Below are 20,284 nucleotides of genomic sequence, written 5' to 3'. Positions count from 1 at the left end.
ACCTAGCAATATTCCCTAGGAAATTACAAAATTTCAAAGAAATCAGGATTTCCAACAAAATACTTCACTAGGAAGTCTTTTTACACGATTTTTGCAAAAGCCCAAGCTTCTTATTGCATTTGCTTCGCTTTCTCTACTACTTCTTCGATTCTACCTACGAGACGGAAAGCATCCTCTGGTAAGTCATCGTACTTACCTTCGATAATTTCTTTGAAACCTTTAATTGTTTCTTTAACCGGCACGTAAGATCCAGGTTGGCCTGTAAACTGCTCCGCCACGTGGAAGTTTTGAGAAAGGAAGAACTGAATGCGACGGGCGCGGTGTACTGTTAATTTATCTTCTTCAGATAGCTCGTCCATACCTAGGATGGCAATGATATCTTGAAGCTCTTTATACTTTTGAAGTGTTTGCTGAACTTGACGAGCAACTTCATAGTGCTCTTCTCCAACGATTTCCGGTGACAATGCACGGGAAGTGGAAGCTAATGGATCCACCGCTGGATAGATACCCATCTCAGAAAGCTTACGCTCAAGGTTTGTTGTAGCATCTAAGTGAGCAAACGTTGTTGCTGGTGCTGGGTCAGTATAGTCATCGGCAGGTACGTAAATCGCTTGGATCGATGTTACGGAACCTTTCTTCGTCGATGTAATACGCTCTTGCAGCATACCCATTTCTGTAGCAAGTGTTGGCTGGTAACCTACGGCAGAAGGCATACGACCTAATAATGCAGATACCTCACCACCCGCTTGCGTGAAACGGAAGATGTTGTCGATGAAAAGAAGTACGTCTGCACCTTTTTCATCACGGAAATATTCCGCCATTGTCAAGCCTGATAATGCAACACGCATACGTGCTCCAGGTGGCTCGTTCATCTGACCGAATACCATCGCTGTTTTGTTGATAACGCCGGAATCCTTCATCTCGAAGTAAAGGTCGTTCCCCTCACGAGTACGCTCCCCTACCCCTGCGAATACGGAAATTCCACCGTGCTCTTGTGCAATGTTATTGATTAATTCCTGAATTAATACCGTCTTACCTACACCGGCACCTCCGAAGAGACCGATCTTACCACCCTTAATGTACGGTGCTAGAAGGTCTACTACTTTAATACCAGTTTCAAGGATCTCTGTTTTTGTAGAAAGCTCTTCATAAACAGGAGCCTGACGGTGAATTGGATCACGACGAACAGATGGAGCAATAGGCTCATCTAGGTCGATGTTTTCACCAAGAACGTTGAATACACGTCCTAATGTATCGTCACCAACTGGAACAGCGATTGGCTTACCTTGGTCCGCAACTTCCATACCACGAACAATACCGTCTGTGGAAGACATGGCAATTGTACGAACAGTGTCATCACCTAAGTGAAGTGCCACTTCTAAGGTAAGGTCAACGTCAACTTCCCCAGAAGTCTGAGCTTGACGCTCAATTTTTAATGCGTTATAAATTTCAGGTAATTGACCACGGCCGAACTGTACGTCTACGACCGGACCCATTACTTGAGTGACGCGTCCTTTATTCATCTGCTTTCCTCCTTACTTCCTTACTTGTTCAAACAGTCCTGATTGTTTAAACAAACCTATACCTACACACGATCTATTTGTAGAGGCTTGATTTTACCCCAAAAACAACTTTATTCTAAAGCCGCAGCTCCACCAACGATCTCGTTGATTTCCTGCGTAATTGCCGCCTGACGAGCACGGTTGTATACTAACGTCAGCTCATCAATACGATCCGTCGCATTATTCGTAGCAGATTGCATCGCTGTCATACGGGCACCGAACTCACTAGCCTTTGCATCCAATAATGCCCCGTAAATCAAGCTCTCCGCATAATGCGGTAACAAATTCTCCAAAATACTCTTCGGATCCGGCTCATAGATATATTCCATAGCCGCCTTCTTGCTATCTCCTTCAGCTCCTGCTTCAGCCCCAAACTCATTCAAAGGAAGAAGCTTCGATTCCGTTACCTTTTGACTGATAACACTCACGAAATGATTGTAGTGTAGGTAAATCTCATCGAAAATACCATCCACAAACATCTGAACCGTCGTAGAAGCAATATTCTTAATTTCCCCATACTCAGGCTGATCCTGAAGGCCAACAATCTCTTGGTAGATCGGCATGCCCCTCTTTTTGAAAAAATCTCGTCCAACCCGACCAATAACGATCAAACCATACTCCTCAGGAGATTGGTGACGCTCGTTTATGGTTTTATATGTGTGCCTAAGCAAGCTGCTGTTGTAGGCACCACATAGCCCGCGGTCTGAAGTGATGACAATATAAGCCGTCTTCTTTACTTCGTCACGCGCCTCTAGCATCGGGTGAGAAATTCCTTCTTCTGAATCTTCATTGCCTGAAGCAATACTGGAAACAACCTCACGGATTTTCTCCGTATAAGGGAAGAAGGCAGTTGCTTTCGATTGTGCACGATTAAGCTTTGCAGCAGATACCATTTCCATCGCCTTTGTAATCTGCTTTGTCTTTTTCGTCGAGGTAATTCTCGACTTAATATCTCTTAATGAAGCCAACGTTCTTCACCACCTTTACTTACGAACTCCAATAAAACATGACTCCGTAACTCCACTTTTTATAAGCCAATTGTTAACTTACTATAATTTATCGAATCCGTTACAGGCGGACGCTTTCCGCGGGCAATGCTTCAGCCTCCTCGGGAAAAGCGCCCTCCGGCCTACTGTCTCTTCCTCTGCTAGCACTGCTCTGGTGTTGCATCCGTCGAGACAACTCGAAGCTAACTCATGAAGTAAACACTTGTAGCTATTGCTTTTCCCGCTGGAGTCGCCGCCTTCCACTACTTCCATTTATACTAATAAAGTGGAGTTATGGACTGTGCTGTTTAGATGCTATGCTACACTTTTATTAAGATGCGCTGAAGGATTGCTTGAAATCTTCAATCGCTTTCTTAAGATCTGCTTCCTCAGGAAGACCGCCAGTGTTTTTGATATGATCCAAAAGCTCTTTATTGTTGTGCTCTAAGAATGTAAATAATTCAGCTTCAAAGCGTTGAATATCAGCAATTTCCACGTCATCTAAATGACCTTTTGTTAAGGCAAATAGAATTACAACTTGTTTTTCAACAGCAAGTGGTTGGTGAAGACCTTGCTTCAATACTTCTACAGTACGAGCACCACGGTTAAGCTTTGCTTGTGTTGCTTTATCTAAGTCGGAGCCAAATTGTGCGAACGCCTCAAGCTCACGATAAGAAGCTAAGTCAAGACGCAGTGTACCTGCTACCTTTTTCATCGCTTTAATTTGTGCGGAACCACCAACACGGGATACGGATAAACCGGCATCTACCGCTGGACGGATACCTGAGAAGAATAGGTTAGATTGTAAGAAAATCTGTCCGTCTGTGATGGAAATTACGTTTGTTGGAATGTATGCAGAAATGTCCCCCGCTTGTGTTTCAATAAATGGAAGGGCTGTTAAAGAGCCTGCACCTTTTGCATCACTTAACTTCGCTGCACGCTCAAGTAAGCGGCTGTGAAGATAGAATACATCCCCTGGATATGCTTCACGACCTGGAGGACGACGTAGTAACAAGGAAAGCTCACGGTATGCGGAAGCTTGCTTTGTTAAGTCATCATAGATAACTAGGACGTGTTTACCGTTGTACATGAACTCCTCACCCATTGTTACCCCAGCGTATGGCGCTAAGAATAATAATGGAGCTGGTTGGGAAGCAGATGCTGTAACAACGATTGTATAGTCTAATGCACCATGCTCACGTAATGTTTCTACTACGCCCGCAACAGTGGATTCTTTTTGACCGATAGCAACATAGATACAAATCATGTCTTGGTCTTTTTGGTTGATGATTGTGTCAATGGCGATTGCCGTTTTACCAGTTTGACGGTCTCCAATGATTAACTCACGTTGACCACGTCCGATTGGAATAAGGGCATCGATCGACTTAATCCCTGTTTGAAGTGGTTCATGTACCGATTTACGATCCATAACACCAGGAGCAGGGCTTTCGATTGGACGAGTTTTTGTCGTCTCGATTGGGCCGCGGCCGTCTAGCGGCTGACCTAATGAGTTAACTACACGTCCTAGAAGCTGTTCACCAACTGGAACCTCCATGATACGTCCAGTACGGCGTACTTCATCACCTTCACGAATTTCTGTATAAGGCCCAAGAATAATGATACCTACTGTATCAGTTTCAAGGTTTTGTGCCATTCCCATGACACCATTTGAAAACTCTAAAAGCTCTCCGGCCATTACATTTTCAAGACCGTGAGCCACAGCGATTCCGTCTCCAACTCGGATGACGGTACCAACATCATTTACTTCAATTTCAGATTGATAGCCTTCAATCTGCTTTTTTATAAGAGAGCTGATCTCATCGGCTCTGATGCTCATTACGTTCACCCCTATCTACTAACGTTCCCGTACATCATACGCTGCTGTAGGCGTTCAAGCTTCTGTGCAACGCTTCCATCATATACACGATCGCCGATTCGAACCTTCAAACCGCCGATTATATCTTTATCAACAACGTTTTCAATAAGCAGCTGCTGCTTGCCTGCCTTAGCGGCAAAAACTTGAGCAATAGCTTGCTTCTCATCGTCTGACAGCTTTTTTGCTGAGTAGACCGTTGCTTCTGCAATTCCTTTTGCTTCGTTGGAAAGGTTCTTGAAATCTCTCACAATGGATGGGAGAACTTCTTCCCGCTTTTTATCAATTAAGATATATAGCAGATTAAGAACCGCTTCACTTACCTTACCTTTAAAACTATTAGTTACAATCCTCTTCTTTTCATCTGAAGTTATCTTCGGATGAATAAACACTTCGTCAAGAAGGTTCGTATCTTGCAAAACCTGTGAGACAACCTCTAGCTCTTGAGAAAGTTGATCTAGTACATTATTTTCTTGTGCATACTCAAACAATGCACTTGCATAGCGATAGCCTACTGGATGTCTTCTCATAGCTCTTCGCCAACTTCTTTAAGAGTTTCTCGAATAAGCTTTTCTTGCTCCTGCTCATTTAGTTCCTTCTCAATTACTTTTGTTGCCACTAAGACAGACAAGGTAGAAACTTGCTCACGAAGCGCGGAGATTGCTTGTTCTTTTTCTTGATTGATTTCGGCAATAGCCGTTTCTTTTATACGCTCTGCGTCCTTCTTCGCACTGGCGATGATCTCGCTAGCTTGTTGTTCGCTTAACTTCTTTGTTCTTTCTACGATTTCTTTTGCTTCATTGCGAGCGGTTTGGATAGCTTCTCGTTGTTCAGCTAAATACTTTTCAGCTTCTTCACGGTTTTTTTCCGCGGAGGAGATTTGATCAGCAACGTGCTTTTCACGTTTCTCCATCATATCCATTACTGGACCGAGTGCATATCTTTTTAATAGCCACATTAACACTAGAAATCCTAGAATTTGATAAACAGCATCTAACCAAGTAAGGTGTGTTCCAAATAATGCATCCAAATTTTTTCGCCTCCTTCGCTTTCGAGTCCTTTCATAAGGAAAGGCGAAGACTATTCAACTTCTCCGCCATTTAAGCTTACTGTTACACGGTAGAGATGTTTCTCAATTTTAGGAATTGTTGTCTTATGACAAAGTCTAAAATTATCCTACCATTCAAACCTTAACTTATAGAGAACCGTATAACATGAAGGCAATTACGATAGCAAGGATTGGAACCGCCTCTACTAATGGAGCACCGATGAATAATAGTAACTGGATTGGCCCTCTCATTTCTGGTTGACGAGCGATACCTTGAACTACACTACGTACTACGATTGCTACACCAAACGCCCCTGCGATGGCAGCGAAACTTGCTACTATTGCTACTGCTAAAAATTCCATGATAAAATCCTCCTTAAATTATGAAAAATAGTTTATTTTTTATTTTGTAACGCTCTATATGATTAAGAGCATAATTACCAAGGTATTAGAGTGTTGCTTTTGTTGTATGCGCATTACTGTTTTTTCACCTGCGCACGTAAATGAACTTAGTGCTCTTCATTTACTTTGTGAGACATGTATACCATTGTCAGCATACAGAAGATGAAGGCCTGTAGTGCCCCGATAAATGTACCAAAGACTTGCCATACAACCATTGGTGCAAATGCGAATATCCCCCAAAGGATTCCAGAAGTCCCTAAACCTACAAGCATTACCATTAGTACTTCCTTCGCATATACGTTACCGTAAAGACGCATTCCTAACGTTAATGTGTTAGAGAAATCCTCAATGATTTTGAATGGGAACAAGAAGAATACTGGACGGAAATAATCTTTCCCATACTCCTTCGGCCCTTTCAACTTAATACCATAAATGTGTGTCATTACGATTACCATCGCTGCTAAGGATAGAGTCAATATCGGTTCAGATGTTGGTGACTTCCACCAAACATACTTATACCCTTCCTCTGTTGTTGCCGCCATCTCGAATGGAATACCCATCATGTTTGACACAAATACATAGAGGATGATGGAAATTCCAAGTATAACGAAGTGTTTACCCTGCTTCCAATCCATCGTACTGCTAATTACATTCTTAATGAACTGAATCAAATATTCCAGGGCGTTTTGAGCACCTGTTGGATACATCTTGATTGTTCTAGACATGAAGAAAAGAACCAAAAACACGATTGCCATCGAAACAGTAACTAGGAACACGTTCGCTAAGTTGATCCCTAAGTTCGGATTATCAAATAGGAATACGACAGGTTGTCTGTAATAATCACCCAATTACTCTCACCTCTTTTCTTGTAAATACTCTTGTTGGTCGATAGATGAGGGATTTTAGCTTTAGTTTTCGCGATTCCCTTCACCTGCGCCAGTCTGATTATTCAACTGCTTAAAGAAAAAAATTGGTTCAATTAATATAAGAACATAGGTAATCATTAAACCTATGATTACACCCATTAAATCAAAGTACTGTGGAAATTGCATTCCAATGAACACTCCCAGTACCGCTGTAATAATTCTCGTTGCCGTACCAAATGTCCATCGGACGGTACCACCTTCCAAAATTGTACCAATGGACTTCACCTGATGATATGTACTTAGAAGGTTAAGGAGACTAAATGCTGTCCCCAATGCAAGTCCAAGAAAAAAACGTTGACTTGTGAAGAATAGAGCAATAATTAAGAAGATAATAATTAAAATTACTGTGTACATACAGTATCGTTTGGCAACAGCTTTATAATCATTCATGTTTGGTCGCCCCCTAAAAAACGGCGAATTGCGTAGTAAATCCCTGTGACTGCTGTACCAATTCCGAGGAGCAATCCAATAATGAGAAACGTTGTCCCCGTATCAAATTGCTTGTCCAACCATCTCCCGCCGAAAATACCAACCAATACAGACCCTACGAAATAGGAACTGATCGTTGACATTAAAGCAAGTAATCTTACCACTTGTCGAAATTTTTTAGAAGGCTCCTGCATGTTGCACTCACCCTTACAGTAGGATTTCTCAATTAAATTTTATTCCTATTACATTACTTGGATAAATATCCTTTGTAATCGTACAATAGGGGTACCTGTATGTCAATTGAGAATTTGTTCGTAAAATATGGCAGATGGCATCTGTTTCTTTTAGTAATTAAAAGCGCTTTCTAAACGCCCTGTTTTTTGAAAAATCCCTCTATTTCACACAATCTTTATTATACATAAAAAAAGTCCTATTGTCTTTGCTAAATCAAGGAAAAAATAATGTTTGAATATTCAATTTATTATAACCACTCATTTTATAGTGGTTTTGTTGATAAATAAGCTGCAGGAAAGTTTTTTAATTTGTTTTCCTTTCTAATTTGGTGCACTACTCCAGGGTTCCAGTGCACGAAATCATTTTTTACAAGTGGATTTCGTGCACTGGTGGTACTAAGGGGTTTCCCCTAACTCCCAGGTGCCGATATAGATGTCCCTTTCGATGGTATCTTCGTGTCCTTCTTTTTCTGCAAAGATTAGGGCTTTGTATATTCCTGGCTTCAGGCCTTCCACTTTCACATCTTGCTCGTACATGCCCCTCTCAATTTCATTTTGTATATCAATGTACTTGATGAATTGGAAGGTATCTGGGTCATAGAGGGCTATTCCGAAAGTATCTGCTCCTCCTGGGAAGTACACCTCATAGTGGAAGGTGTTTGGTTCCGTCGTTTGTTCGAACATGAACGCCATCAACCTTGGGTAATTCGGTTCTTCTACGAAAAACATATATGGAACATTTACAACGTCTGTTCCGCTTCTTACTTTGATTATGTCATGGTAGATACCTTCTTTAAAAACAGATGGAAGTACATCCATTGTAATAGGTACCGTCTTTTTTTCCCCAGGGGATAAATAGAGGGAAAAAGGTACCTTCCATTGAATTCCGTCGGGAACCTGGAATGGTGGTTCAATTGTATATCGTTTTCGCTCATCAGAATGGTTTTCAATCGTAAGTTCCACTGTTTTTTCTAAGCGACTGTCCGTACGAAGCCATTTGCCAAAGGACACGGAACCTGGGTATACGAGAGTTTCTGCATTCAAAGCCTCATTAAGTTGTATCCTGCCCGTTCCCTGCACATGGGGTGGATAAAGTTCTCCGTCCTGATCCACCAAGGGCTTGGCTGTATTCATTAATGCTGCCTTTATTTGATCCGGTGTCCAATCCGGATGCTTCTGTTTTATTAAGGCTGCTGCACCAGCCACATGAGGAGCGGCCATGCTCGTCCCATTCAAATTTAAGTAACCCCTCGGAACAGTACTGTCGATGGCGACACCTGGTGCCACTACGTCGGGTTTAATATCCCACGTATAGGTAACAGGCCCCCGGGAACTAAATGGTGCAATAAAGTCCTCTTCCTGCCGATAAACAGTACGAAGGTAAACATCCTTTTTTTCTAATTGAGCTTTTATGGATTCTCCCACATTTTTAGAAATACTAATAACCGGGAGATCTACCGGCTCTTCTAGCATTCCAGAGAATTCACCGTCTGTGTGATTATAGACGATTAGCGCCTCTGCTCCTGCTTGTTTCGCAAGCTTTGCCTTTATGGTAAAACTTATTTGGCCACGCTCAGCAAGGACTATTTTTCCACGGACGTCCCTGTTTATATAATCATCCTGCGTCCCTAATCCTAGAAATTCAACTGGGTATTCCCGCTTCATTTCCCAAGGCTTTGCCCGCTGCATAGGAATGACCGGAATTTCCTCCTCATCATTTGGTCCCGTCTTTAAATAGGGAACTCGCATTGGTGGTGTCGATGCTCCAACGGAAATGGCTTTAGAAGAGGTACCTGGTGAGCCTACCGTCCAAAGGCTTGGTCCGCTGTTTCCATTGGAAGTAACGGCCACAACCCCCTTTTCTACCGCTTTATCGAGGGCCACACTTGTTGGCCAATCTGGTCCGTTCACTGTATTCCCTAAAGACAGGTTTAAAATATCCACTTCATCCTCCACAGCCTTTTCAATGGCTGCAATGACTTGCTCTGTTGTCCCCATTCCTGTTGGACCTAATGTACGGTATGCGTAAATTTCCGCATCAGGGGCAACCCCCTTCAACCGGCCATTTGCTGCAATAATTCCAGCTACGTGCGTGCCATGCAAGGTAGGGATCCCCTGCTCCTGTTTTGTTTCCATTGGATCGTCATCTTCATCAATGACATCGAAACCGCCGTAGTAATTGTTTTTTAAATCGGGATGTTCGTAGTCTATTCCTGTATCAATGACAGCAACCTTTACACCTTTACCAGTAATCTTTTCCCCTTCTTCATCAAGGAGCTGACGAATGTCATTACCACTGATGAAAGGGACACTTTCGTCAAGGGAAGGCTCATAATACGCAACTTCATCAATTCGGTTAATCCCTTGAAGGGTGGTAAGCCTTTCCACGTCCTTCCGAGTGATCTCTAAAGAAAATCCATTATATAGCTTTTGGAAAGTCCTTCTAATTTTTGCTGAAGGGAATACTGATTTTACTAATTCAATGGCTTCCATTGGGTTTCCACTTGCTTCCACAATAAAAATGGCCGATTCATCTTCATTATCAGTAAATACAGGCCTATTTGGAAAATGAATCGGTAATACCTGCTGCTCCATATCCGTTGAGGCTGTATATCCATGTTGGAGCGGTACTTGTAAAATGAAAAGAAAGACAAGCACGAGATATCGCCATCTTGTCTTACCCATGTAACAGATCACCTCTACTCCCTAACATTTATTTCTAATGCTGAAAAAATTAAAGCTAAGGGGAATTTATTTCCCCTTAGCATACCAATTCTGGGTAAATTTCATTCACATATTTGTCGGTTCGTTACTGGTGGATGCTTTCCGCGAGCAACCATTTAACATAACTTTATTGGAATGGGGGTGGCCTGTTTTCCCGTTTTCCGAAGTAATATTTAATGGCCTCTGCGATTCTCTGTGAGGCTTCACCGTCTCCATAGGGATTCGATGCCTTGGACATGGTAGCATGAGCTTCCTGATCGTCTAATAATTTTTTTGCCAGATTAATAATATTCTCTTCATCTGTTCCGGCTAGCTTCAAGGTTCCAGCGTCCACTCCTTCAGGTCGCTCTGTCGTATTTCTCAATACTAATACAGGAACACCTAGAGAAGGGGCTTCCTCCTGCACCCCGCCTGAGTCCGTTAAAATCAAATAGGAACGGGCCGCAAAGTTATGAAAATCATGGACTTCAAGGGGGTCTATGAGATGTATTCGCGGGTTGTCTCCTAACACCTTATCTGCCAAATCACGAACAATAGGATTTAGATGAACGGGGTAAACTACTTGCACGTCAAAATATTCATTTACGAGCCTGCGAATTGCTCGAAACATATTAATCATTGGTTCACCTAAGTTTTCCCGGCGATGAGCTGTTACTAACAGCAAACGGTCCTCACCAAGGTGATCTAAAATCCTGTGTCGATAATCCTCAGTTACGGTTGTTTTTAATGCATCGATTGCCGTATTGCCTGTAATATAAACGGAAGTTTCCCCCTTACCTTCCCGGAATAAATTGTCCGCCGCCTTTTTCGTGGGGGCAAAGTGGAGGTCACTTAACACCCCTGTGAACTGTCGATTCATCTCCTCTGGAAACGGAGAATATTTATTCCACGTACGTAAGCCTGCCTCCACATGTCCAACGGGAATTCGATTATAATAAGCTGCTAAGCTCGCAGCAAAAGTGGTTGTTGTATCCCCATGAACGAGGACAATATCTGGTTGAACCCCTTTCAGTACTTCATCCAATCCTTCTAAAGCCCTAACAGTCACATCCAATAAAGTTTGCCGCGGCTTCATTATATTTAAATCCACATGAGGCACCACTCCAAAGATCCGCAACACTTGATCCAGCATTTCTCGGTGCTGCCCCGTGACTACGACAATCGGTTCAAAAATGTCCCTTTCCCTTTGCAGCTCCAATACTAATGGACACATCTTGATGGCTTCAGGTCTTGTTCCAAATATGGTCATCACCTTTATTTGTTTCGGCAAAAATATCACTCCCTATATGATACGCTTGTTTAATACATATGAGGGAGATGCAAAAGTTAGGATGGAAAAAGAAAAGAGGGTGAGTCAAAAGGTGTTTTTTCAACCTTTTGACTCACCCTCGAAGTATTTTGCGTAAGCCTTCCAATCTTTTAAAAGCCCACTACGAGTGGTTTTCTCGTAGTGAAGTTCCTTTGCGACGAGTAACCGCAGGAGTAGGTGAAGTGGTGGGCGAAGCAAATACTCACTAGCTTCTATATCTACATGTTCTACTTATTTGGTTCCGAATAAACGGTCTCCAGCGTCCCCGAGACCTGGTACAATATAGCCCTTTTCATTTAGCTTCTCATCCATAGCAGCTAGATAAATATCCACATCAGGATGTGCCTCTTGAACTACTTCCACACCCTCAGGAGCAGCAACTAAGCACATGAGTTTCATATTTTTTGCCCCTCGCTTCTTTAAGGAATGGATGGCTTCTACTGCAGAACCACCCGTTGCAAGCATCGGATCGATAACGATAAACTCACGCTCTTCGATGTCCTTAGGAAGTTTCACATAATACTCCACCGGCTTCAACGTTTCAGGATCACGGTATAATCCAACGTGCCCAACCTTTGCAGCGGGAATTAATTTCAAAATTCCATCCACCATTCCAAGACCAGCACGTAAAATTGGAACAAGACCTAATTTTTTACCAGCAATCATTTTACTCTGGGCCATACCTACCGGAGTCTCCACTTCCACATCCTGCAGGGGTAAATCACGAGTAATTTCAAAGGCCATCAAGCTTGCAACCTCATCAATTAACTCACGAAACTCCTTCGTCCCAGTATTTTTATCTCGTATGTACGTTAACTTATGCTGAATAAGGGGATGATCAAAAACAAAAACTTTGCTCATTTTATTAACTCCTTTTTATTTTTATTTAGACTTATCTCTAAAAGATTGTTTAATCTTTATTCAAATCCGTTATAGGCATACGCTTTCCGCGGGCAACGCTGGAATCGTCGCCTTCCACTCCATCAGTAATTTAAATAAACAACAATTTATTCGAAAAAAGCCTTTTATTATCATGCTAAATCTTGGTGAATTATCGACGATTTCTGATATTCTCTTTGAAAATTCTACATAAAAACAAACGTTGATTCAAGAACAAATGTAAATTGCCACAGAATTACCCACAAACTTGTCAATAATTATTTCCACTTGTCTCCCTCGCCCACGTTCTTACAATGCCCAGAAATGGTATACTATTTTCTATCACAACACAAAAAGGTTTCAGGAAACTGTTCCAAACAGAGGAGGGAACCAACCAATGAACTCATTATTATTTTTCCCCATATACATATTTCCCATCATAGCCGCCGTCGCATTCGGCTATTACACCACCGAACAACAAAAAGAAAAAGACCTAATACTCAAACTAGCAGGCTACTTCCTCCTAGGTACCGTCCTCTTCTGGTACGCCTGGTTGCCAATCCCAATAGGACTAGCCATTGGCCACTTTATATTAAAACCAAAAACCAATGCCACTGGAAAAAAGAGAGTATTATACATAGGCACACTAGTTGCTCTCCTCAGCCATTTGCTTATTTTTTAATTGTTTGGAATACGCTATACAACAGGGTTTGTGGTACAAAAGTTTACAGCAATAAGGGGATTTACGAATAGCATGACAGCCTTGACAAACAAAGAGTTTGTATTCATAAAAATAATAATAGGGAAACTTAGAAGATGTTTTCTTATCTTTAGACAAAAAGGTGTCTCAAAAGATTTAAACAAATCTTTGAGACACCTCTTCGTTTATTATCTATCATCATATAGAGGGAATTTAGCCGTGAGTGCTTCTACTGCTTTTTTCGCCTCAGACATAACGTCATCCTTATGTGGTCCCTTAAGGACGTTGGCAATAATTTTTCCAGTCTCATACATGGCTTCTTCCGTAAATCCGCGGGAAGTTGCCGCAGCCGTTCCAATTCGAAGGCCACTTGTTACAAATGGACTTTCTGGATCATAAGGAATTGTATTTTTATTCGTCGTAATCCCCACTTCATCAAGGGCATGCTCTGCATCTTTCCCCGTTAAATTAAGGCTGCGAAGATCTAAAAGGATCAGGTGGTTATCTGTTCCGTCGGAAACAAGGTTAATCCCCTCTTCTTTTAAAGCTTTAGCAAGAGCCGCTGCATTTAGCTTCACTTGCTTAGAATACACCTTAAACTCACCAGACAACGCTTCCCCTAACGCTACTGCTTTCGCTGCGATAACATGCATTAACGGACCACCTTGAAGTCCAGGGAAAATAGCTTTGTCGATCTTTTTACCGTATTCTTCTTTACAAAGAATCATCCCGCCTCGCGGTCCCCGTAATGTTTTATGTGTTGTTGTTGTAACGAAATCTGCATATGGTACAGGACTCGGATGATCACCTGTTGCAACAAGACCAGCAATGTGAGCCATATCCACCATTAAGTAAGCCCCAACTTCATCTGCAATTTGACGGAATTTTTCAAAGTTGATCTCCCTAGGATAGGCACTTGCACCAGCAACAATGAGCTTTGGCTGATGCTCTTTTGCCTTAGCTAATACATCGTCGTAATTAATTTTTCCTGTTTTCTCATCCACACCATAATCAACAAAGTTATACTGTTTCCCACTAAAGTTTACAGGGCTACCGTGTGTAAGGTGCCCGCCGTGGGAAAGGTTCATTCCTAATACCGTATCACCATGCTCAAGGATAGCATAGTAAACAGCCATATTTGCTTGGGCACCAGAATGGGGCTGAACATTTACATGCTCTGCACCAAAAAGTTTTTTTGCACGGTCCCTAGCAATATCCTCCACCACATCAACATGCTCACAGCCTCCATAGTAGCGCTTGTTCGGGTAGCCCTCTGCATATTTATTAGTTAGTACAGAGCCTTGTGCCTCCATTACCGCTTTGGAAACAAAGTTCTCCGAAGCAATGAGCTCAATGTTTGCTCGCTGACGGTGCAACTCTGCCTCCATCGCCTTAAATAAATCACCGTCCTGCTTTTTAACCTCACTCAAAAATTCTGTTTTTGTTGTATTCACGGGTTAAATCCTCCTTCAAATCTTTACCGACTCCTATTTACTCTCGGCATTTGAATCTCATTTTTCTATCTTCCCTCAAATTCAGAAATTTTTCAATAAAATGTTTACTTTTTTTCTACATTTAATGGCAGCTTTGATCTTCCTTTGGTGTATTATAGATAGCCCGTTCGCCACCAATAAGCTTCGGGCGGGTTCGTGCCATTGTTAAATGAGCTTCTCCTATTTGCTTTACGGAACTCCTAACTGGTACAGCTACTTTTTTTAAATGCATTCCAATAAGAGTATCCCCAATATCAATTCCCGCATCAGCTTTTATTTCTTCCACCATTGTCGGATGGTGCATCTTTTCATAAGCTAACGTTGCCATGGAGCCCCCAGCAGTAACTGCGGGAACTACCGTGACCGGTTCTAACTGACGGTTGACAGCCAATTCCTTCTCTACAACCAGGGCACGATTAAGGTGTTCACAGCACTGGAATGCAAAGTATACTCCTGTTTTTTCTTGGAATTGTTTTAAGACAGCCCAAATAACTTCTGCTACCTCCATTGTCCCAGCACTTCCGATATGTTTTCCAACCACTTCACTAGTGCTTGTACCCACCACTAATATTTGTCCCTTCTCAAGCTTTGCTGCTTGCTGAAGATCATCCAGACCTTGTTTTAATGCGGACTGTAATGTGGAAAAATCCATTGCCATCATTCCTTTCTCCACTATATGTTATATATTCGTCTCCGTTTATGTAATTTAGTTCTATGGTGCAACGATTCTACTTGTAATTATACAAAGGATTCTTCGTACTTGTTTAACTTATTAAAATGAAATAAGGTTGTTTTCTAAAAGATTTTTCCTGTGAAAAATATAATGTGGCTTGTATCCGCTACAGGCGGACGCTTTCAGCGGGCAACACTGGAGTCGCCGCCTTGTCCGAGCTTTTTAAAAAAAGTAACAAATTTTAACGAATACAGCCTTAAATAAAAACGCATGTATTTTCAGCTTTTTTTTAAAATACATGCGTAGTGGTTTATTTGTTTCCTTCGTACTCTGCAATTTTTTCTATTCTGCGTGCATGGCGTCCGCCTTGGAACTCTGTGCCAAGCCAAGTTCGAGCAATTTCCGTTGCGAGACCTGGCCCAATTACTCTAGCCCCCATTGCCAGTACATTTGTATCGTTATGTTCACGGGTAACCTTTGCCGTAAATAAATCATGGACAAGGGCACAACGGACTCCCTTTACTTTATTTGCAGCAATAGACATTCCAATCCCTGTTCCGCAAATAAGGATTCCCCGATCCACTTCTCTATTTGCAACCATTTCTGCTACAGGTAATCCATAGTCTGGATAGTCTACTGAGTCTGAACATTCACAGCCAACATCCTTATATTCAATACCCATTTCCTTTAGTAACTCAATAATTTCTCCCTTTAATTCATAACCGCCATGATCTGAACCAATGGCTACTTTCATAATAAAATCCTCCCTGCTATTTCCATATGTTTATATTATTAAATTAGCTTACCATATTTATTTTTCCCCTAAAAGAGTCGTTTTCCTTTACACGGAAAACTTCCCAATCGTTTTCTTTAATTTTTCCGCACGTTCACCAAGTACTTCTGCGGAAGCAGCAATTTGCTGCATAACTGCTGTTTGCTCTTCCGTTGCAGATGTTACTTCTTGCGCACCAGCGGACGTTTCTTCTGCAATAGCTGCCACTTCTTGAGATTGTTCCGTGGTGGAGCGAATCGTTGTCATTTGCTTGTCCACTAAATGAAGAATCTCATGAATGGATACTGCAACCTCATTTACAGAGTCGGACATTTCCATTATGGCCTCATTCGTTTGTGTCCCTTTATTTGCTTCCAAATTAGCTGCTTCCACTTGACTGGTAATTTGCTTCACCACGTTTTTTACTTCGTGTTGTATATTTTTCACCAGCTCTGATATCCCTTGAACGGCTTGACTACTTTCATCTGCAAGCTTTCTCACCTCATCAGCAACAACAGCAAAACCTCTCCCTTGTTCCCCAGCCCTTGCAGCCTCAATAGATGCATTCAACGCAAGCAAATTTGTTTGTTGGGCAATGTCCCCCACTAAAGATATAATCTCCCCTACTTTATTAGCATGGGATTCTAGACGATGAACTTTGGTTAAAGACACTTGATTTTCCGAAGCAAGATTTTGAATTCCATCCACTAGGGACTGAATTACTTCCTTACTTTCTCCTAATGTTTCTACCATTTCCTTTGAAAGTTTATGGGAGTTATTAGCATTCGCCTGTACTTCTTTCGCAAGTAAAGATATCTCTTCCATTGATGCTGCCGTTTTTTGAATAGCTTTGGCAGATGCGTCTGCTCCTCCCGCCATTTCCTCTGTACTCTGTGAAATAATATCAGCCTGACTAGCGGCAGTTGTGGAAGCTTCCCTTATTTCCCAAACCCTTGTATTCGTTTCTTTAAAATTTTCGTTAATATCTGTCACCATCGTACGAAGACTGTAAATCATCTCATTATAGGCAAGGGCTAAAGAACGGAGCTCATCATCAGATTTTGGAACGCTGATGTTATTGTTAATATCCCCTAACCCCACATTCCTAGCGGCTTTTTCCAACATTTGAAGTGGTTTAACAATATAGCCTGCTGCAAAATATCCTAATATACCACACCAAAAAACTCCTAGAAGCAAGGTAATAATCATAAAAACATTTTCATTGACTCCTAAAAAATCACCAATATAATCGTATAAAAAGAAGATGAAAAAAGCACTTGTAGCATAAGTAATCACCGCCACGAAACAAATGCCTAATACTAATTTTTTTCGAATACTAAATCGGTAGCTTTTGTTGTCCATGTTTCCCCCTGCAACCCTCTCTGTTCCTGTCCCAGTCTATAACTACGACGAGAAATCTCGATTTATTTTGTTCAATAGCATCGTTATTGCTTCTTCAATTTCCTTTAAGGTTTCCTCGTAGATTTGAATATTTCCTCCGTATGGATCAGGGATATCAAACGAAGGAAGCTCAGCCATTAAACGCTCAATGTTTTGTTGATACGGTAGCAATTGATCATATAGCTCCTGCTCCAATTCCTTTTGTTTGGAAATATTATCAATTCTACCTTGATTATCGGCAAGTAAGGAGGCCCTCTTTAGCTCCAGTTCCGCAATTTGTTCCTTAATTTGCTCAAGCTTCTCTAATGTTTCAGCATCGTCATAAACAAATTCCTTTAGTGTAAAAACGTTGAGGGATTGTTCTGGGAATTGTTCAATTACAGCCCGTTTATGCCCTTCTGTCATCGTTAATACCACATCAGCCCACTCCAACAATTCTTTGGTCACCGTTTGGGCAGAGTGGCTTTCAAGTATTCCTTTATTGGCCAAAACTGATCTGGAACCTTCTGACATAGGGGCTCCTTCCATGGCATACAGCCCTGCTGACTTTGCTTCTAGCTCCTCACTCGTTTTTGTATGCTCAAATATTGTTTCTGCCAGAGGACTTCGGCAAGTGTTACCTGTGCAAACAAACAATACTTTCTTCACCTTTAAACGCTCCTCCTGTAGTTTAATATAGGGTTTATAATCTTCTAATTTCCATTATATACTATAATATTTTATCATATTTTATTGTTAAATCTCCTCAGCGTTTATTTTTGTCGCCTAATTTTCATTATTTTTCGACATGGTTTTAGAGGGTGCCTCGACATAATGGCAATGACTTCCCTCGACGCAAGTCCACTATGAGAAAAACACCCATAGTGGACTTTGAAAAGAGTGCATCGGCTTCGTTCATTGCATTGAAGGCGTCTCAAATGGTAAAAAACACCTTTTGAGACGCCTCCTTATACTGCAAATATTATTTTTACTCCAAATGCAACGAGGATGGCTCCTCCAAGCCATTCGCTGTATCCTCCAATCCAATTTCCCATTTTCCGCCCAAGAATTAATCCTACTATTGTTAATAGAGCACTCATCCATCCGAAGCTTACTAGGGTTATCCATGTCTTTGCACCGAGCATCCCAAGACTAAGGCCAGCGGAAAAGCTGTCAATACTTACACTTAATGAAAAAAGAAACAGCCCCCAGCCAGTGGGACTTAATACGGCACTACGTTCTTCATTGTAATTGAAGGTGGAAAGGATCATTTGCACCCCTATAAAAATAAGGACAACTCCCCCAAGAATAAAGGCTAAAAATCCAATATACTGGGATAATAACCTTCCTAATAAAATACCAATAAGCGGCATAAGGACGTGAAAGCCACCTACGGTCATTCCTATTTTTGCAATATGTTTATATCTTAATCCAACAAGGCCCATGCCGATAGAAAGAGAGAATGCATCCATACTGAGAGCAAAAGCCATAAACCCTATTGTAATAAGTTCTCCTATCACTGTATCACCCCTTGGACTAGCTACTTTATAATGTATGCAAGTCCAAAGGGATTTATATCCAGATTGTTATATTAAGTGAAATGTGTATTGTTCGGCAATTCATCTCCTAGTTGCTTTTATCTAGGAAGGTGTTCAACTAGAACGTTTCCTCCAGCTGCTTTTCTCAGGCGGTTCATAATTGCTGCCCCTAAGTTCATCTCTGGATATACTTCCGAAAAAATAATATCCACCTCTTGTTCATTGAATATTCGAAGGGACTCATATAATTTTGCTGCCACTGTGGATAAGTCCTTTTTTGACCCCAAAACCACTTCTTTGTGAGCGATGAAACGACCTTTGTTTTCCTCTGAAATTAATATTCCGACCCTTTTACCAGATGCACGAGCTTCACTAATTTTTTTTTCAAAGAAAGCAGGGCTTCCATCCACAAGCACTAATGGTGCACTTGGAGCATAATGAGTATATTTCATTCCCGGTGACTTTGGTGCTGTATCCTCTGTTATTAAAGCGGGGTCCACATCAACTGGGCCCACAACCTCTTCCAGCTGTTCCTTTGTAATTCCACCTGGCCGAAGGATAGTTACCGTTTTTCCTGTACAATCCACAACGGTAGATTCAACACCAACACCGGTTGGACCTCCATCAATAATGGTAGAAATGGATCCCTTCAGATCTTTGTAAACGTGCTGTGCCGTTGTAGGACTAGGTTTACCAGAGGTGTTGGCACTTGGTGCTGCAAGTGGCAGGTTTGCTGCACGGATCAATGCTAAAGCAATGGGGTGATCTGGCATACGGACCGCCACTGTTGATAACCCAGCTGTAACCCCTGTGGATAACTTCCCTTTGTCTTCTAAAACTATTGTAAGGGGACCCGGCCAATACGCTTCCATCAGCTTTTGAGCATGGGATGGGATTTTCTCCACATAGTCATCAAGCTTATTCTCATCGGCAATATGTACAATTAGTGGGTTATCAGAAGGCCTTCCTTTTGCTTGAAAAATCCGGTGGATAGCTTTATCAGATAGGGCATTTCCCCCAAGTCCGTAGACTGTTTCCGTAGGGAAGGCTACCACTTCCCCTTCTTGTAAACGTTGCGCTGCTATTTGTATGGAGGGATCTTCCTCCAAGTTATTTATGGTTTTACCCACATTTAATATGTCTGTATTTTGATGGTCCATTAATGGCCTCCTAGATTCATGCGGTTCCTTTGAACTACTATTCCTGTATTTCGGTTTTATGTAGCAGTTATGATTATTTTGCTTTTGAATGGTTGAAATGTCAATAACTGTGGACAGATCGGGGATAAAACAAGAGTTATCCACATTTTTCAGTGGATAACTCCCGGTTTTCTGTGTATAACCTTGTGAGTCCATGT

Annotated in this window: 20 protein-coding genes; 1 reads left to right on the top strand and 19 read right to left on the bottom strand. The window is 41.7% G+C overall.

Translation table 11 applies throughout. The features are described from left to right. Positions 1 to 110: 110 nt before the first annotated feature. The 12 genes from atpD to upp form a co-directional block, all read right to left on the bottom strand. A complete protein-coding gene (atpD, locus tag J2S74_RS22720) occupies positions 111 to 1,523 on the bottom strand; it encodes a F0F1 ATP synthase subunit beta (protein ID WP_307330550.1) in 1,413 nt (470 codons plus the stop codon). A 110-nt stretch (positions 1,524 to 1,633) separates the two neighbouring features. Beyond that, positions 1,634 to 2,530 (bottom strand): ATP synthase F1 subunit gamma, encoded by an 897-nt coding sequence (gene atpG / locus J2S74_RS22715; protein ID WP_307330548.1) that lies wholly within the window; start codon positions 2,528 to 2,530, stop codon positions 1,634 to 1,636. A 349-nt stretch (positions 2,531 to 2,879) separates the two neighbouring features. After that, positions 2,880 to 4,385: a F0F1 ATP synthase subunit alpha gene (gene atpA, locus J2S74_RS22710; protein WP_307330545.1), complete on the bottom strand. Its 1,506-nt coding sequence runs from the start codon at positions 4,383 to 4,385 to the stop codon at positions 2,880 to 2,882. Positions 4,386 to 4,396: 11 nt separating this feature from the next. Then, entirely contained in the window at positions 4,397 to 4,951 is a 555-nt protein-coding gene (locus tag J2S74_RS22705) for a F0F1 ATP synthase subunit delta (protein WP_307330532.1), read from the bottom strand. After that, positions 4,948 to 5,451 carry a F0F1 ATP synthase subunit B gene (gene atpF / locus J2S74_RS22700; RefSeq protein WP_307330528.1) on the bottom strand — a complete coding sequence of 168 codons (504 nt, stop codon included), beginning with the start codon at positions 5,449 to 5,451 and terminating at the stop codon, positions 4,948 to 4,950. Before atpF ends, J2S74_RS22705 begins: the two co-directional genes overlap by 4 nt. Positions 5,452 to 5,616: 165 nt before the next feature. Next, a complete protein-coding gene (atpE, locus tag J2S74_RS22695; RefSeq protein WP_217067090.1) occupies positions 5,617 to 5,832 on the bottom strand; it encodes a F0F1 ATP synthase subunit C in 216 nt (71 codons plus the stop codon). A 146-nt stretch (positions 5,833 to 5,978) separates the two neighbouring features. Then, positions 5,979 to 6,719: a F0F1 ATP synthase subunit A gene (gene atpB, locus J2S74_RS22690; protein ID WP_307330522.1), complete on the bottom strand. Its 741-nt coding sequence runs from the start codon at positions 6,717 to 6,719 to the stop codon at positions 5,979 to 5,981. A gap of 60 nt (positions 6,720 to 6,779) precedes the next feature. After that, on the bottom strand, positions 6,780 to 7,187 hold the full coding sequence (locus tag J2S74_RS22685; RefSeq protein WP_307330519.1) for an ATP synthase subunit I: 408 nt from the start codon (positions 7,185 to 7,187) through the stop codon (positions 6,780 to 6,782). Beyond that, entirely contained in the window at positions 7,184 to 7,420 is a 237-nt protein-coding gene (locus J2S74_RS22680; RefSeq protein WP_307330516.1) for an AtpZ/AtpI family protein, read from the bottom strand. The genes J2S74_RS22685 and J2S74_RS22680 overlap by 4 nt, the downstream gene beginning before the upstream one ends. A 435-nt stretch (positions 7,421 to 7,855) precedes the next feature. Next, a complete protein-coding gene (locus J2S74_RS22675) occupies positions 7,856 to 10,144 on the bottom strand; it encodes a S8 family serine peptidase (protein ID WP_307330513.1) in 2,289 nt (762 codons plus the stop codon). Between the two features lie 166 nt (positions 10,145 to 10,310). Then, positions 10,311 to 11,453 carry a non-hydrolyzing UDP-N-acetylglucosamine 2-epimerase gene (wecB, locus tag J2S74_RS22670; RefSeq protein WP_307330510.1) on the bottom strand — a complete coding sequence of 381 codons (1,143 nt, stop codon included), beginning with the start codon at positions 11,451 to 11,453 and terminating at the stop codon, positions 10,311 to 10,313. Positions 11,454 to 11,723: 270 nt separating this feature from the next. Next, the gene (gene upp / locus J2S74_RS22665; RefSeq protein ID WP_307330508.1) at positions 11,724 to 12,353 is read right to left on the bottom strand and encodes a uracil phosphoribosyltransferase; all 630 of its coding nucleotides are present in this window, start codon (positions 12,351 to 12,353) and stop codon (positions 11,724 to 11,726) included. 415 nt (positions 12,354 to 12,768) lie between these two features. Between upp and J2S74_RS22660 the strand changes: the two genes are divergently transcribed. Beyond that, positions 12,769 to 13,053, top strand: coding sequence for a hypothetical protein (locus J2S74_RS22660; protein WP_307330505.1), 285 nt, complete (start codon positions 12,769 to 12,771; stop codon positions 13,051 to 13,053). 206 nt (positions 13,054 to 13,259) lie between these two features. On the opposite strand, the gene glyA is transcribed toward J2S74_RS22660, so the two are convergent. The 7 genes from glyA to J2S74_RS22625 form a co-directional block, all read right to left on the bottom strand. Continuing rightward, positions 13,260 to 14,501: a serine hydroxymethyltransferase gene (glyA, locus tag J2S74_RS22655; RefSeq protein ID WP_307330675.1), complete on the bottom strand. Its 1,242-nt coding sequence runs from the start codon at positions 14,499 to 14,501 to the stop codon at positions 13,260 to 13,262. Between the two features lie 145 nt (positions 14,502 to 14,646). Continuing rightward, positions 14,647 to 15,222, bottom strand: coding sequence for a TIGR01440 family protein (locus J2S74_RS22650; protein WP_370876052.1), 576 nt, complete (start codon positions 15,220 to 15,222; stop codon positions 14,647 to 14,649). Between the two features lie 325 nt (positions 15,223 to 15,547). Next, on the bottom strand, positions 15,548 to 15,991 hold the full coding sequence (gene rpiB, locus J2S74_RS22645) for a ribose 5-phosphate isomerase B (RefSeq protein WP_307330502.1): 444 nt from the start codon (positions 15,989 to 15,991) through the stop codon (positions 15,548 to 15,550). Positions 15,992 to 16,078: 87 nt separating this feature from the next. Continuing rightward, complete coding sequence (locus J2S74_RS22640) at positions 16,079 to 17,371, bottom strand: methyl-accepting chemotaxis protein (protein WP_307330500.1); 1,293 nt, start codon at positions 17,369 to 17,371, stop codon at positions 16,079 to 16,081. A gap of 42 nt (positions 17,372 to 17,413) precedes the next feature. Next, positions 17,414 to 18,058 (bottom strand): low molecular weight protein arginine phosphatase, encoded by a 645-nt coding sequence (locus tag J2S74_RS22635; protein ID WP_307330497.1) that lies wholly within the window; start codon positions 18,056 to 18,058, stop codon positions 17,414 to 17,416. A gap of 299 nt (positions 18,059 to 18,357) precedes the next feature. Beyond that, positions 18,358 to 18,879 carry a manganese efflux pump MntP gene (locus tag J2S74_RS22630; RefSeq protein ID WP_307330669.1) on the bottom strand — a complete coding sequence of 174 codons (522 nt, stop codon included), beginning with the start codon at positions 18,877 to 18,879 and terminating at the stop codon, positions 18,358 to 18,360. Between the two features lie 146 nt (positions 18,880 to 19,025). After that, positions 19,026 to 20,087, bottom strand: a complete 1,062-nt coding sequence (locus J2S74_RS22625; protein WP_307330494.1) for an L-threonylcarbamoyladenylate synthase — start codon at positions 20,085 to 20,087, stop codon at positions 19,026 to 19,028. Between the last annotated feature and the right edge of the window lie 197 nt (positions 20,088 to 20,284).

It is taken from the genome of Evansella vedderi (assembly GCF_030813435.1).
Classification (GTDB): Bacteria; Bacillota; Bacilli; order Bacillales; family Salisediminibacteriaceae; genus Evansella; species Evansella vedderi.
Note: the sequence above shows the minus strand (reverse complement) of the source record. Positions and strands in the feature narration are given on the sequence as shown.

What these genes read in the sequence shown, in the direction of transcription:
- atpD (WP_307330550.1), bottom strand. Translation starts at nt 1,523, where the DNA reads ATGAATAAAGGACGCGTCACTCAAGTAATGGGTCCGGTCGTAGACGTA.
- atpA (WP_307330545.1), bottom strand. Translation starts at nt 4,385, where the DNA reads ATGAGCATCAGAGCCGATGAGATCAGCTCTCTTATAAAAAAGCAGATT.
- J2S74_RS22705 (WP_307330532.1), bottom strand. Translation starts at nt 4,951, where the DNA reads ATGAGAAGACATCCAGTAGGCTATCGCTATGCAAGTGCATTGTTTGAG.
- atpE (WP_217067090.1), bottom strand. Translation starts at nt 5,832, where the DNA reads ATGGAATTTTTAGCAGTAGCAATAGTAGCAAGTTTCGCTGCCATCGCA.
- J2S74_RS22685 (WP_307330519.1), bottom strand. Translation starts at nt 7,187, where the DNA reads ATGAATGATTATAAAGCTGTTGCCAAACGATACTGTATGTACACAGTA.
- J2S74_RS22680 (WP_307330516.1), bottom strand. Translation starts at nt 7,420, where the DNA reads ATGCAGGAGCCTTCTAAAAAATTTCGACAAGTGGTAAGATTACTTGCT.
- J2S74_RS22675 (WP_307330513.1), bottom strand. Translation starts at nt 10,144, where the DNA reads ATGGGTAAGACAAGATGGCGATATCTCGTGCTTGTCTTTCTTTTCATT.
- upp (WP_307330508.1), bottom strand. Translation starts at nt 12,353, where the DNA reads ATGAGCAAAGTTTTTGTTTTTGATCATCCCCTTATTCAGCATAAGTTA.
- J2S74_RS22660 (WP_307330505.1), top strand. Translation starts at nt 12,769, where the DNA reads ATGAACTCATTATTATTTTTCCCCATATACATATTTCCCATCATAGCC.
- J2S74_RS22650 (WP_370876052.1), bottom strand. Translation starts at nt 15,222, where the DNA reads ATGGCAATGGATTTTTCCACATTACAGTCCGCATTAAAACAAGGTCTG.
- rpiB (WP_307330502.1), bottom strand. Translation starts at nt 15,991, where the DNA reads ATGAAAGTAGCCATTGGTTCAGATCATGGCGGTTATGAATTAAAGGGA.
- J2S74_RS22640 (WP_307330500.1), bottom strand. Translation starts at nt 17,371, where the DNA reads ATGGACAACAAAAGCTACCGATTTAGTATTCGAAAAAAATTAGTATTA.
- J2S74_RS22630 (WP_307330669.1), bottom strand. Translation starts at nt 18,879, where the DNA reads ATGGCTTTTGCTCTCAGTATGGATGCATTCTCTCTTTCTATCGGCATG.
- J2S74_RS22625 (WP_307330494.1), bottom strand. Translation starts at nt 20,087, where the DNA reads ATGGACCATCAAAATACAGACATATTAAATGTGGGTAAAACCATAAAT.